At 39.7% G+C, this 13,962-nt stretch carries 18 protein-coding genes and 1 pseudogene; 8 read left to right on the top strand and 11 right to left on the bottom strand.

Translation table 11 applies throughout. The features are described from left to right. Positions 1-44: 44 nt before the first annotated feature. From ATS75_RS16455 to ATS75_RS16435, 6 genes and pseudogenes are all read left to right on the top strand, one after another. Positions 45-425 (top strand): VOC family protein, encoded by a 381-nt coding sequence (locus ATS75_RS16455; RefSeq protein WP_058561617.1) that lies wholly within the window; start codon positions 45-47, stop codon positions 423-425. A 109-nt stretch (positions 426-534) separates the two neighbouring features. Continuing rightward, on the top strand, positions 535-771 hold the full coding sequence (locus ATS75_RS16450; RefSeq protein WP_058561510.1) for a hypothetical protein: 237 nt from the start codon (positions 535-537) through the stop codon (positions 769-771). 640 nt (positions 772-1,411) lie between these two features. Further along, positions 1,412-1,606: a hypothetical protein gene (locus tag ATS75_RS16445; protein WP_058561509.1), complete on the top strand. Its 195-nt coding sequence runs from the start codon at positions 1,412-1,414 to the stop codon at positions 1,604-1,606. Further along, positions 1,584-1,811 carry a putative inorganic carbon transporter subunit DabA gene (locus tag ATS75_RS16440; protein WP_201020977.1) on the top strand — a complete coding sequence of 76 codons (228 nt, stop codon included), beginning with the start codon at positions 1,584-1,586 and terminating at the stop codon, positions 1,809-1,811. The genes ATS75_RS16445 and ATS75_RS16440 overlap by 23 nt, the downstream gene beginning before the upstream one ends. Before the next feature lie 256 nt (positions 1,812-2,067). Continuing rightward, a pseudogene (locus tag ATS75_RS20795) lies at positions 2,068-2,387 on the top strand (putative inorganic carbon transporter subunit DabA). 71 nt (positions 2,388-2,458) lie between these two features. Continuing rightward, entirely contained in the window at positions 2,459-3,256 is a 798-nt protein-coding gene (locus ATS75_RS16435) for a DUF6671 family protein (protein ID WP_058561507.1), read from the top strand. 46 nt (positions 3,257-3,302) lie between these two features. Here ATS75_RS16435 and ATS75_RS16430 read toward each other — a convergent pair whose 3' ends face one another. From ATS75_RS16430 to ATS75_RS16405, 6 genes are all read right to left on the bottom strand, one after another. Next, the gene (locus ATS75_RS16430; RefSeq protein WP_058561506.1) at positions 3,303-3,896 is read right to left on the bottom strand and encodes a DUF4202 domain-containing protein; all 594 of its coding nucleotides are present in this window, start codon (positions 3,894-3,896) and stop codon (positions 3,303-3,305) included. Positions 3,897-3,964: 68 nt separating this feature from the next. Continuing rightward, on the bottom strand, positions 3,965-4,429 hold the full coding sequence (locus ATS75_RS16425; protein WP_058561505.1) for a TlpA family protein disulfide reductase: 465 nt from the start codon (positions 4,427-4,429) through the stop codon (positions 3,965-3,967). A gap of 23 nt (positions 4,430-4,452) precedes the next feature. Continuing rightward, positions 4,453-6,105, bottom strand: a complete 1,653-nt coding sequence (locus ATS75_RS16420; protein ID WP_058561504.1) for a GGDEF domain-containing protein — start codon at positions 6,103-6,105, stop codon at positions 4,453-4,455. 220 nt (positions 6,106-6,325) lie between these two features. Further along, positions 6,326-7,150 (bottom strand): alpha/beta hydrolase, encoded by an 825-nt coding sequence (locus ATS75_RS16415; protein ID WP_058561503.1) that lies wholly within the window; start codon positions 7,148-7,150, stop codon positions 6,326-6,328. A gap of 40 nt (positions 7,151-7,190) precedes the next feature. Next, positions 7,191-7,502, bottom strand: coding sequence for a hypothetical protein (locus ATS75_RS16410; RefSeq protein WP_058561502.1), 312 nt, complete (start codon positions 7,500-7,502; stop codon positions 7,191-7,193). A 163-nt stretch (positions 7,503-7,665) separates the two neighbouring features. Then, the gene (locus tag ATS75_RS16405; protein ID WP_058561501.1) at positions 7,666-8,151 is read right to left on the bottom strand and encodes a VOC family protein; all 486 of its coding nucleotides are present in this window, start codon (positions 8,149-8,151) and stop codon (positions 7,666-7,668) included. A 120-nt stretch (positions 8,152-8,271) separates the two neighbouring features. Here ATS75_RS16405 and ATS75_RS16400 point away from each other — a divergent pair, with 120 nt between their 5' ends. Continuing rightward, positions 8,272-9,180, top strand: coding sequence for a LysR family transcriptional regulator (locus ATS75_RS16400; protein ID WP_058561500.1), 909 nt, complete (start codon positions 8,272-8,274; stop codon positions 9,178-9,180). A 38-nt stretch (positions 9,181-9,218) separates the two neighbouring features. Here the strand turns inward: ATS75_RS16400 and ATS75_RS16395 are convergent, their stop codons facing one another. Then, complete coding sequence (locus tag ATS75_RS16395) at positions 9,219-9,638, bottom strand: hypothetical protein (protein ID WP_058561616.1); 420 nt, start codon at positions 9,636-9,638, stop codon at positions 9,219-9,221. A 269-nt stretch (positions 9,639-9,907) separates the two neighbouring features. Between ATS75_RS16395 and ATS75_RS16390 the strand changes: the two genes are divergently transcribed. Continuing rightward, positions 9,908-10,801: a tetratricopeptide repeat protein gene (locus ATS75_RS16390; RefSeq protein ID WP_058561499.1), complete on the top strand. Its 894-nt coding sequence runs from the start codon at positions 9,908-9,910 to the stop codon at positions 10,799-10,801. 251 nt (positions 10,802-11,052) lie between these two features. On the opposite strand, the gene ATS75_RS16385 is transcribed toward ATS75_RS16390, so the two are convergent. From ATS75_RS16385 to ATS75_RS16375, 4 genes are all read right to left on the bottom strand, one after another. Next, complete coding sequence (locus ATS75_RS16385; protein ID WP_058561498.1) at positions 11,053-12,075, bottom strand: hypothetical protein; 1,023 nt, start codon at positions 12,073-12,075, stop codon at positions 11,053-11,055. A gap of 504 nt (positions 12,076-12,579) precedes the next feature. Then, positions 12,580-13,158 carry a DedA family protein gene (locus ATS75_RS16380; RefSeq protein WP_058561497.1) on the bottom strand — a complete coding sequence of 193 codons (579 nt, stop codon included), beginning with the start codon at positions 13,156-13,158 and terminating at the stop codon, positions 12,580-12,582. 223 nt (positions 13,159-13,381) lie between these two features. Then, a complete protein-coding gene (locus ATS75_RS20460; protein WP_161936908.1) occupies positions 13,382-13,555 on the bottom strand; it encodes a hypothetical protein in 174 nt (57 codons plus the stop codon). Positions 13,556-13,568: 13 nt separating this feature from the next. Further along, the coding region (locus ATS75_RS16375) for an NAD(P)H-dependent oxidoreductase (protein ID WP_201020976.1) at positions 13,569-13,962 on the bottom strand (394 nt) is incomplete at its 5' end.

Raw genomic sequence — 13,962 nt, 5'->3', positions numbered from 1 at the left:
ACTGTGCTTTATTTAGAAGATAAATGAATACCAGTGAGCAGTATATGGAGTTAATGAGCCAAGTTATCTATGTTGATGACGTTGAAGAAACCTTAGATTTCTATTACCAAGCATTTGGTTTTGTTACTTTTTCTTTAAGTGAAAATGCTGAATATGGTGAACTTTCTACAGGCAATATAAAAATAGCGTTTGCGACACACCCCTATGCACAAGCGCATTTTAAACAGGGGTACATTCGCGCGCACCCAAAGCAACCTGCGCTAGGCTTTGAACTTAAATTTAGCTGCACAAACCTGAATGAAAGTTACGATAGAGCAGTCCTTGCTGGGGCTGAGCCACTTTGTCCGCCAAGCTTAAGAGAAACGCAACATTATGCGTATGTTAGAGCAATAGAAGGAACGTTAATTTGCCTATACCAAGCCTGAACCGCCACCCCTTCATCGAAATACCATGAAAGCTTAACCAAGTAGACATATTAGAAACACCGTTTTGTCATCAACGTTAGTTAATTTATAGCTAAACAAGGAGATGACAATGAACACATTATTACTGACTTTATTACTACTTAGCCCTACTGATATCGCATTAGACAAACAGATAAAGCAACAAACCGCACAAACTATGAAAGCGTTAAGCACCACACAGGAATTACAACTAAAAGCACAAATAGCAACGAGCTTACAAAATGTAGAACCGGTATTTTCAATCAAAGTAGATAAGCAAACTTTGGCAAAAGTGCACAAAAAAGAACAGCCACTAACACAAGAGTAAATGGCTGTTTATTTCTGTCACATCAAGCAATGACACAGTATGGATGAATCGCTTCGTTAATTAGCCACTTTTAGCTAATAGACGCATTAAGCTCTCGGGAACAAATTTCCACTGGGCGGTGATCGAATAAAACAGTTCATAAGCATCGGTTATGCGCTGATACTGCGGTAAACGAAAATATAAACCGCCGCAATACCCCAAATCACACACCAACTGCCGCACATTGGTTAGTGGGATTTAGCGTGTACTCAATGCTTGTTGGGTTAGCTTGGTATCTCAGTGATCACAGTGGCGCTGTCAGCCTAGCTGATAATTAGACCATCTTGCTTTTTGTTACGCTTGTTGGACTGATCTACGCACTACAAAAGCAAAGTCAACATCCTGAGGCAAAAGCCCTCTCAACCCTCTTATTTGCTGGATTATACCTTGATGAATGGTTTACCCGATTCACGTTAAAACTATGGCCTATTCGCCTGCCAATTAATGCAACAAGCTAACACTAAAATAGTGACGATAATGGAGTCAAAATCATGAATACGGCTGCTGCACAATTCAAAAAAATATTAACAGCGCAGTATAACCGATAAACATCTGCAGGAAGCAGCCCAAACACTGGCCATAAATATAAGTATTGAGCAGCATGACAAAACTGGTCAATAACCGCCCCGTCTGCATTTTAATGATCGAATCCACAGGGTGGCTCTATACACTTAAGCTATTAAAAAACTCGTTTTTAGCAATCACGGCACCGCATCACCACACGCATAACATTCAGTGGCAACTCAGTAAAGGCAATACCCAACTGAGTATTGATGACAAAACTGACCGTGCTTAATGCAATGGGGCTTACTGAGTACGCAGAAAATATACTACTCGAAGGACACGGTAGCCAAAGTGCCAATAACTTACATGCTGCGGGACTTGATTGCTGTGCATGTGGCGGACAGATAGTGGAAGTAAATGTGCGTATACTCGCGTCATTACTTAACGAACCAAAGTACGCATTCAACTACAAAGCCGAGGCTGCTATTGCCAAGTGATTGCCAGTTTGTAGCTGCCTTACACAATATAACAACGGATGACCCCCCCCCTTTATGATTCATCACTCAACCCGACTATGTCGCAATGGCTACGAACACCCAACAAGAGTGTTTGCAATACATAGACCCAGATTTAGCGCATGCATCACCAAGTCAAATCAATCTGGCTTACCAAAAACGTGCGCACGACTGGCCGCAGTTTTTTACATGACAACCAAAGACAAAATGACACGAGTTTAGTTTATTAGAATTGATCATGACCCCTCCCATGATCGTTACAAATTGGATTAACACCCAATATAATGTATCAGTGACTGATAACTTTAAGTACGGTAATGGGAACAAAGTGTTACATAATGCGATTGGCAGTAATATAGCTATATTTGAGGCAATGATGGCGACTTACGTATGGGCTTAGCCATGCAATCTCTTCACAATGGCACCCAATGGATGCATGAGCCCTTTCGACTTAGTGTCTATATTGCTGCACCGCGTGATGCAATCTTTGCCATTTATCAAAAACACAACATGATTAAAGACCTCGTAGATAATAATTGGTTAACTTTATTTCGCTGAGGAGATAACAATGAAATTGAACGTTTGTACAAAAGTACATGGCGTAGCCAAATAGCTGGAGCCGAGTAAACATGCCGCAAATCATTATTGCAACAAAGCACCAAAAAGGGCACTTGATTGCCCCTCTTTTAGCCCCTTTGGGTTATGAGGTGGACGAGACTGATGCCTTTGATACAGACTCTCTAGGTACGTTTAGTGGTGAAATCGCCCGTACATGCACACCAGAACAAGCCGCATATATAAAAGCCAAACAAGCATGCCAAAACAGTGATGCGGAATTTGGCCTTGGCAGTGAAGGAAGTTTTACCAGTGGCCCGTATTTTGGCTTAATAACTCACAACACAGAAATATTATGCCTATATCAACGAAGTACAAACACGGCTATTTATGCCCAAGCATCAGGCGCATTTGCTCCTCACGGTTTAACTATTGATGAGCACACAACCTCTGAAACAGTGGCACAAACGTGTTCGCAATTTAAAAATCAGCACTGGATATTATCCTTGCCTAATGCGTTGGAAAAAGGGCTTAATTTGACTCAATTACAAGCGCGATTGAATCATCATAAGCCTCTCACAGGGCAGATCACACCCGATCTAAGAGCCATGTATAGCCCGCAACGACAAGCAATGATTGTCAACGCTACAAAAGATTTAATAAGGCGGCTTAACGCTAAATGCCCTGAGTGTGGCACAGCAAACTTTGTAATTAAAAAGGCGCTGCCAGGGCTTTTATGTGCTCAATGTACACTACCAACCAAACAAATTAAAACGTATATAAGCCACTGTGAGCACTGTCAATTTAGCTTATCTGAGCCCAGTAAACACACCGAGGGGGACCCAACGTATTGCCAGCTTTGCAACCCTTGAAGATTCCCCTATTTACACTGATAGTTTAGCCTGAACAGTGGTTAATTTAGTTATCTGACAGTGCCTTTTCAATCAAAGGCACTAAAGGCGTTGGCAATGTAATATTACCGGCTAACACAAAATCATGGGCTGTTGATGACATTTTTTGCCACGTACGTTGTAAAATACCTATCCACTTTTGTTCATCATAATCTGGCTTTGTTTGTGCGAAGGCCAGCATGTAATGTTCAACAAACACGAGGCTTGCGATATCTTCGACCAATTGGCTGTCAGGGTTGGCTTTTATCTGCTTTTTGGCCACTGCGTTATAAACTCGCTGGCATGCGTGGTCCTCGAACCCAACTTGTTGCATCAGTTCAACAACGCGACCTGCATGAAAACCATACAGTGCGGTGCGCCATTGATAGTAACCGTGTTTACCTGGCGCAAAATCACTGCGCGGTGATTGCCATCGCTCAATGTGCTGCCCACGAACAGCAATATACATCAACTCATCGGCGCTTGGCATAAAGCGATCTAGCATGTTTGTCATGCGCTCTGAATATAATCGCTCTTTTGGCCACATCACGTTTTTATACTGCTCTTTATTAGGATCGTGGCTATTTGCTTCATCAATTAATTCTATTACTTGACCGAACATACTAACGATACCGCTCTTTATGCTTATTTAAAATCATACCCAACCTAACTTGAAATGGGTGTACCATACTACAATGAGTTAAATTGACCCAGGTCGCTCGCTAATGAGACCTTTGGTTTTTCAATCATGCGTGTAATCTCTTTCCCGTTCTCTAGCACAATTATCGTTGGGGTATATCTTAAGTTGTATTGCTGTGCAATACCTTGTGGGTCACGCTTATCGTACCCCACTGCAACCAAAGTTAAACTTTTAAGTGCAACCTTCGACTGCGCAATGAGTTTAAGCAACCGAGGTACTTCACGTTCGCTATCGTGGCACCAGGTGCCAAGCAGAACAACAATATCTTTATCATTCAGCGTGCTTATTTTCGTTAGTTCATCCTTTGAAGGAGTATACGCCGTGTATTCATTATTAAACTTTTCATAATCAGCCAGTAAGCGTGCCGTAGAAATTTCGCCCACAAATGGGCCTTTATCGGCCATGGCTAAAGGTGTCACGAAAAGTGCGAGTACCAATAGAAATTGTTTAAACATGGTATGTTCCTTTATTATTGTTTTCATGCTGAATGTTTAGCACGACGTTGTTCTTTTTGTAGATACATGCGTTTATCTGCTTGTGATAAACACTGCGAAGGCGTGTTTTGCTCAGTACTATCACAGATACCAAAGCTAATACCCGCTTGCGCCCACTTCTCTTGAATTTTTGTGGGTAACAAAACCAGTAATGCTTGCGTACTCTTTAACGTATTGCTTAATTGGTTTAAATTAAGCTGAGGCAATAGAATAACAAATTCATCGCCACCCGTTCTAAAAACACTACCTTGGCTAGAAAAAGTTTCAAGTAAATATTCAGCCGCGAAGGTAATCAGTTTATCGCCTTCACCATGACCTAGATTATCATTGGTTTTTTTAAGGCCATCGATGTCTAGGTATACCACCACATAGTGGGATCCTAGCTTTGAGATCCCCTCATTCAATGCATAGCGATTACCTAACTTTGTCAGTGGATCTAAGCGCGATAAATAAAAATTACGGTTATATTCTGACTGTTTTATCTTAAACCACTCGGTGAGGGAAAGCATAATACAAATGCAATCAATGGCCAATGCAGACACAACCAACGACTCAGCATAGTCCAGCTCACCAAAAGTATCACTGTGAGATAGCATGTAATAAATCAGTGACAACCCATAAAGCAGATTACCAAATAAGAAATACTTTGCTCTAAAGTCTTTTAGTTTGAGCATATGAATGCCAATCACAATCGTCACAGCAATCCATAACACTGCAAGCATATGTGAAACAGCAAATGCAAAAGAGAAAGAAGTCAATGCAATCACACCCGCAGCCACGGCACTAGCAACACTCAACCAATATAAGAACTTAAACGTTTTACGATGATTGTGCTTACATTCAAATAGATCCGACACAAATTGGGCAGCAAAGGCAATAGCCAATGGAAAAATATACATCCCTAAATAAACAGTATTGATAGAGAGGTTAAATACATCATCAATCAACCCTGATGCCGCCGCCCACCCGATCCCATGAAATCCAAGGTACCCAGCACACGTTATAGCAATACGATTACGAGTACCCAAATAAATAAACAATGTTAATAAGGCTAACAATAACATGGCAAAAATAGCCGCAACCGACAGCATATTATTGATACTTTGAAAACGGTAAAACGCTTCACTATTTAATAACTTAATAGACACTGATGACGGGTATTTTTGCGCTGAAATAACAACCCAAAGTTCGCCCTTGTCACCTTTATCCATCGTAAGATTAAATGCTTGAAAATGCAGTAATTGAGGCGTTTTATTATCCGCTAATTGGGAGAACTCTTGTGCAGCCTCCTTTAAACCATTGGCGTTAAAATAATACGCGAGCCCGTGATCAATAAAGTTAGTGTTAGGCACTAAAAACCAACGATCAGCGCTATTAGCAGAGACCGTTAACTTGGTAACAAAACGCCCTGATTGGCCAATAATGGAATCCACTGTTTGCTGCTTATCATACCACAGGCTCATCGCCTTGATGTTTTGTGGATCAAACGTATCCGGTAGCCTTTTCCACAAATTTTTATCATGAATCACCAGCACCGTATCGCTATTAAGTTCAATTGTTTCAGCGCATACTCTGTAGGAAAAACTCACAATAAGTAGAAAGACTAAACTAAGAAAAATGTTTATTGTTGTTCTCAAGATAAACTCCATCCAGAAGGCATGATTTTTAACGTCGCGCAAAGCGATGCATTTAGCACCAATTAAGTGGATAAAATACGTCAACACGTTACTTATTCACCATAAGTACTACTAATATAAATATAGTATTAAACGTACATAAGCCCCTAAGTAAATTGAAATAAAACACTTTGAATTGCGCGTAATCAAATAATGTTTCAAACGCTGCTCAAACTTTGTCTTATTGTTTTTTAAATAACCAATAGAGGCCTTGGGTGGCGGTTGTTGGAAACGCTGTTTCATGGTTTGCACCTGAAATGACATTGAGCCTCACTTGTGTATGTGGCAATAGCGGATCAGATAACTTCAACTGTAACTGTTTGGCACCTAAAACCATATCATGATCTGGCGAGTCAAATTCAGGCGTTTCATACTCTCCCACACCGATATACACCTTATGAGGGTGCAAGCTTGGCGTAATTTTAACATTCAATATATCGTTATTTTTGTACCACGTTGAAGGACTGCCCAGCACATAATTATCAAACATGGTTGGATCAGTAAAAAGAATATACGCCCCAAATAAGCCACCAAGTGAATTCCCCACATAAGTACGCGAGCCATTCACTCTGTAGTGTGTATTGAGGTAACCAAAAACAGATTTTTTAATGAACTGAGCATGTGCTGCCGCTTTACCCGTTTCTAGTTTCCAATTGGTAGCGACCTGATGGGTAAAATCTCGCACCCGGCTTGACGGGCCCCGAGATCCCTTTGAATATGAAATACCCACAATAATGGCTTCATCCATTTTTTCACTATTCATTGCAAAGCGGGTGGCACCAGACACAACCTGAAAACTGTACATCGCATCCGTTAAATAAATAACAGGATAAGCTTTATTATTATTGGCAACATAAGACCGCGGTAATTTTATAAAAAGAGGATAAATGCGGCCAGAATAAGGGTCTTTAATGTCAACAATATGACTGCGGGGTATTTTAAATGTGGTATCGGCATCAACAGTAAACGCACAGAATAGAAAGGTAATAATAATAAAAGGCTTCACAGACACATACTTATTTAATTATAAACGTATCGCTAGTCTATTAAGCTAGTTTTAAATAAACAATACCTAGTACCAATACAGCAACGATGTAAAACAAAAATTGTTTGCCAGCACGGTGGTGCTTTAATGCATTTTCACGCACTGTTGCATCAGTTACCTGTTGCAGCAATTGAGTACCTTTGCTTGACACGAACACCATCGGGACTTTAAGGAACCGAGGGGCACCTAGCTGTTGCCATATCTGCGGTTCACGAGTTTTTACTGATTGATAATAAGCATATTCAGCCATCACTGAGCGCAGCATGAGTAATGCCCAAACACTGACTAAAGTAACTAAAATCAATACTTCCAAAACTCATCCCCCTTGAAGCAACAGCTAAATAAAAAGCCGACATAGTGTGAATAGTTTAACATAGCACACCCCAACGAACCTTGCCACAGCGTACCCAAAAGGTAGTAGGCAATAACCCTGCACGTAAAACGAGCGATTTACTGGTCACTCTTTTTATGTTTATTTATTCGTAGTCAGAAGAGTACGTTTCTTCATAAGTATGTGAGTAAAGCTCAAATAGATTACCAAATGGGTCTTCTAAATACACCATTTGGGCAGGTCTATTTTCATCTTCAGGGTGGTATCGCATGACATCCATTCTAACTTTGCCACCATACTCCTCCGTCTTTTTCATCACTCCGTCAAAATCGTCAGTTTGTAAACAAAAATGAAAAATTCCCAACCGTGAAAAATCAACGTGATGACGTTCATCGCGCACTTTCATTTCAAACAATTCAACACCGATACCATCGGTTGTTACCAAGTGTGCAATATTAAACCCTTTAAAACCTTCGCCAAAAACAGCAATACACATCCTGCCAATAGCCGTTTCACGCTCTTCTTGCACCTTGGTGTTATTCATTATTACGCGTAAACCAAGCACTTTAGTATAAAACTCAACCGCTTTGTCCATATCACCGACCATTAGGCCAACATGATTCATTTTCATCGTGTGCTCCAAAAGAAATGTGTTTAACAATTAAACCAACAAGGCGAGTGTAGAGGAAAGCGTTGATTAAATTAAATTATCAAATATAATCAACTTGATAATTTAAAGTTATGGTGAAGCATGCTGAATCCTATTTGGCTAAATACATTTGTAACCCTAATTAACACAGGGCACTTTACTAAAACAGCCGATAAACTATTTATGACTCAACCAGGTGTGAGCCAACATGTAAGTAAACTTGAGCAAGCATGCGGTTTTACGCTAATTAAAAGAGGCAAAAAAAGCTTCGAGTTAACCGAGCAAGGTCGCCTTGTTTATCGTTATGCAATTTCTCTTGCACAGAACGAGCAAAAACTCCTTGAAGCATTAGCATTTGATAACCCACATGTCGGTGACTGCAGCATCGCGTGCTCAGGCTCAATGGCGCTTTTGCTGTACCCTGCTTTGTTAGATTTACAAATTAGTTATCCGTCTCTTGTTATCAAACTAACAGCAGCGCCTAATCATCAAATTTTAAGTGATATTCAATCAGGAAACATTGACTTGGGCATTGTTACCGACATGCCTGATAAGCGCATATTTGATATAAATAAGCTCGGCGATGAAGCGCTGTGTTTAGTGCTACCTAAAAATGTTACACCCACTCACACAATAGCTGACACACTTAAAAATCAGGGGTTAGTTGATCACCCCGATGCTAAGCACTACCTTTCTATGTACTTTGAACAGTGCCGAGAGTCCAGCCTAACAGAGCTCAATCCCGCTGATATCCCCGTTGTGAGCTACATTAATCAACTTAGTCAGATTCTTCACCCTGTCGCAAAGGGGGTGGGCTTTACGGTATTACCTAAAAGTGCCCTTGAAAACTTTGCACAGCAACACCGACTCACTGTTTTTGAGCCAGTAACACCAGTGATAGAAACACTTTATTCCGTAAAAAAGAAAAACAGAGAGTTACCAAAGCGCTATAAAGCTATCACGGCGGTTATTAATAAATTAATGATCAGCTCTCAGCCTGTAAGCATATAAAAAGGTCGGGCTTAAAACGAAGAGGTAAAAGTAAGCGGTTAAAGGTTTTTCCATTGCTTTTTTAAGCCAATAAGATGAACAACACCAAAGCTCAAACAAATTAACGAGCTCCAGACCCAAAAGTCTGGCGAACGCCCCATAGGGTGTTGGATTAACATAAACCCGGCAGCGCCTCTTACCAAATAAATAAGCGTAATAAGTAAAAGTGCGGTTCGAATAAGTGGCAACTTAACTATCAGCCCCGCAGCAGAAAATGCATACAACGACCACGTAAAAAGCACTGACGCTATTGCTGCAGTGATTAGTACCGGCTCAATGCTACCCTGCTCTGCAAGCATAGCCATGTGCTCACCAGCACCAAAAAAGCGATACCATTGAGCACCAAAGTAAATACAACCCAAATGTAAAAATGCAGCAATCGCGCTTAATACACCCGCTATAATTAGCCAAATATTCATAGATCTGTTTACTGCCATGCCATCATTAAATTTACAGACTTCATTACACATAATTTAAAACATTAAATCAATACAGTAACTTATAACGCAACGATAAGAATAATACTGCCGTCTTTGCTTTTTAACAGCCGATCTATTAACGCTAATTCATGTGTTGAATACGCAACATAGTTAGGCTATCTATGCTTACACAATATAATGACTTATATTTTTTACTAAAATAGTTTATCTTAATAAAAGGTAATAAATGGAAATAAATTACATTAAAGATGATTACAAGAGCGGCAATATTTTTTCTTACAGTGAGCTCCAGCCTTGTATTCGCATCATCTAGCGAACTTAAAGCCGATATCTGTAAGAAAAATTTAGCACAGTGCATCTTTGAACTTTCGACTAATTTAGCGCATACCCCTACAGCAACACACCTTTGGTTTCATCAAAAACTCACATTAATGGACTTGCTGTTTAAAGCACAGGAATACAAGCGTTTGCATACTGAGGTGGATGCAATACTCACTATGCCTTCCTTGCCTAAACGCGTTGAAATTCATGGCTACATGTACAAAGTTAAGCTGGCCAGCCAAGACAAAAAAGCCGATCTCAGTGATTATATTAGTATTGTCGATAAGGCTTTTTCAGATATGGCGCAATGGGATGCCCAAAGTATTATTGATTACGCGACCTTTCAACTTTATACGGGTGATTATAAAAAAGGCACATCGTTATTGCTCGCATTAGAAGAAAAATTTAAAAGTCATCCTAATAGCCATATAAAAAAACAAATTTACACAATACTGGGCTACTTGACCCATAAACAAAATAAGCTGGACGAGACACTCTCTTATTTACAAATGGCATTAGAAAATGCAAAAAAGGATGACGACATTCACTACCTAGTGATGGCGCACTATAACATTGCACGCGCATTGCATTTTATGGGCCGTTTGGATGAAGCTTTGCCTTTATTCCAAGATGTCATCCTACAAGCTAAAAAGATAAATGAAGCGTCTTACCAAAGTTTAACTAATTTACGTATTGCCCAAATTTCTACTCAAAAAAAACAACTCAAACTCGCTAAGTCAGCAATGGCTGCGATTGATACTAAGCACTTACTGACCAAAGACCTCTCGCTTTATAAAGAACTCTCACTGATACTTAAATAAAAGAGTTCCAATGACCGCTTTATAAATTATGGTTGCTTTGATTTTATGGAATAAGTAACGAGAAAGAACACCACCAAAGTAATTTAATAACATATAACTGTTGGTTAATCTGCAGGCATGTTTTTAACCATTTGTTTCGTTGCTTTGAGCTTATAATGAATAAACAACAATACAGGGTGAAATTTCAATGTCAGGCCCAAAAATAAAGGAGCCGATGGCTCCTTTATTTATTCATCATGTAAGCAAAGGTGTTATTTCTTACCTTTACTTTTTTCTTTCTTACCGCAACTACTTTGCCCTGCAGTCGACATTAAAGCAGACCCTTCATCTTCAGTTAAGAGACCGATATTAATTTGCGCATTTTTAGCATGCGCAACACAGCTTACGTACTGACCATGATTTTTCCACAGCGTATCTTGAGCTGGCCCTTCACAACGACATGCAGTTGCTACATTTTGCTGGCCTGAACACCCATATTGGTCGATTACAGCCCCCGCTTGCGTATCTGGACATACATCATCGCCATTTATAATGCCATCGCCATCATCATCAACCACTGGCGTATCATTTTCATCATTCGGATCTGATCCGGCCGCAACTTCATCACCATCATTAATACCATCACCATCACTGTCTGGGTTAAACGGGTCTGTTTGATTCAGTACTTCTTCAGGATCTGTTAACCCATCAGCATCTGAATCAGAAAAAGTAACGCCCGTATTTGTTTCTAACCGAAACATTCCGCCAGCCAAACCACCACCATCGTATATTAAAAACTCAAGTGTATGGTCGCCATTTAAACTCACTGGATAAGTTATATTGTTAGCGTTCCAATACGCCGACTGATAACCAACTAAATTTCCGTCTATATAAACCCACGAGCAATTATCTGCTAGCAGCTTCAATACAAAATCACCTTCGCCGCTTACATCTAATGCATACTTTGTCCAACTATGCCCTCCAGGTCCCTGAGAAGATAAACTTCCCCAGGCATTAATCCAACTAGCAAAATTGCCTACAGACCCCTGCCATGGGTGTGCATACGGCCCAAATGAAGATGCCTGATGAGGGTTCTGCCAATTTGAGTCTAAGTTTACGTCTGGTTGGACTTTACATACACTCGTTGGCCAATTACCGTCAGCATAAGCTGGATATATAGGGTCCCAAGCAGTGACTGTTGCATCACTCGTGTATACCGTGTTTGAATATGCGCTAGCTGTAAAACAAGCTGCAATCACTGCCATCGCAAAAATAGATTTGAGGTTAGTTTTCATTTTTTACCTTCCAAGCAAAGTCACTAACACCACACTTCCTTCGCCAATAATGCAAATACTTGGTATATAAAGATAAGTATTAATGCTGTTCACTGTTGTTAAATTACTAGGTCAATATAAGACTAGACCACACAAAAACTGTTGCAATTTTTTTAATAAAAAACAACTAAAAACCACACCTAAGAACTACCCAATATAAAAAAGCAATACTTTACAACTAAAATTAAGCATTAAACCCGTTTTAACGACAAGTATAATTTCACATTTAGGGACAATTAAAGCAATTAACGTTAACGACTAGGTTAATACTAAATACTTAAGCAACTAAATTACTTGGGGAAGTTTAAATATAAAATCAAAAAACAGAAGCTCCCTGAACTGGAAAAGCCCACTTCAACTATAGTTACCAATCAGTTTGATGATAAGTGATAGAAAAGAAAGATGAAAAGAGTACGTTGATCATTGTAATTTGAAAAACACCTCATTTTTATAAAACCACTCTGTTCAGCTTTTATTATGGTTGTGAACGGCCATACTTTGATTCCAGACCCGATATAACGACACTAAAAAAACACATAAAAATAAAAGACTAATTGCCGTTAAGTTTTCAACACCAAAGGCATCAAATGTAGCACCAAACGTATAACCGGCTCCCACTAAAATAAGGGTCCACAACGCAGCAGAGCACATATTTAGTGCGCTAAAACGCCGCCAAGAAATACCCGTTAAACCAACAGGCAGCGCACCGATTGTTCTCAGCCCTTTAGGGTAACGATATAAAAACATGTACGTAGTGCCATGGCGGTTAGCAAGCTCACTTGCTCTCTTAAATAACAAGCCCATCTTTGTTGGCTTTTCAAGCCAACGAACACCATACCTTTTAGCAGCAGCAAAACGTAATTCGTCACCTAAATACCCCCCTAAAAAAGAGGATAAGGCAACAAAACTAACGTCAAGTGCACCGGTATGTGCAGCATACCCTGCAAATAAAGGTAACCAGCCACTTTTTAGAGCACAATAGGCAAAAAGTAACACATACACAAAAGTGCCATATTGCTGAAGCAGCGCCAAAAAGCCTTCCATTCATTATCCATACAGTGAAGTATTTAGAGCGAAAGTGTTCACCCAATGCCTCTAATCAAACGAATAAAATACACAGAACGATCTTAACTATACAGCGATAAATACGGTAACGAATATACCCAATGCAAAACTAAATACCTCTCTAAATTAAAGGTTGAAAAACGACCCCCTGCTGTTTATAACACTCACTTATTTTCTGCTAGATAATTGATAGTACTACCCTTTAAGCAATAACGTTTTTAACTAGATGCGCTTTGTAACTTTGGAGTAGCAATTGCCGTTCATCGTCTGTTTTTTGTTGTACGCCATGGGCGATAAAAGCAGGTAATACCTGCCACCCAATAAATCCAAATATATCTTGATATAATCCATCAATTTTACGCTGATAGTACGCCAACTATTCTTCAGAGCTAGTCCCCCCCCGTAGTAATTGAATACATAATCTTTTTAGGCGCAAGAGTGGCATCTTTGCCATAAGCAAAACCTGAGGATAAAACACGGTCAATCCACCCTTTCAATATACTGGGAAAAGACCACCACCATAGAGGAAACTGAAAAATTAATAGATCAGATGACGCTAATTTTTGTTGCTCTTGGCTAATGCTCTTTTCAAAAGAATTATGCAAAAGTGCTAACCTTTGCGCTTTTGCTAATTGGAATAAATCGTGGGCTGGAAAGTGAGTCGTATCATTTCTCCCTGCAACAGGGTTGAAGTTTTGTTTATATAAATCTGAAATAGTTAATTTAAAATTTTCCTTTTCCAACACTTCAACTGCGGTTTTATGTAAAGCAAAATTAAATGAG

The sequence above is a fragment of the Pseudoalteromonas sp. H105 genome (assembly GCF_001469215.1).
Classification (GTDB): domain Bacteria; phylum Pseudomonadota; class Gammaproteobacteria; order Enterobacterales; family Alteromonadaceae; genus Pseudoalteromonas.
The sequence above is the reverse complement of the archived record's forward strand: the minus strand, read 5'-3'. Positions and strand labels throughout refer to the sequence as shown.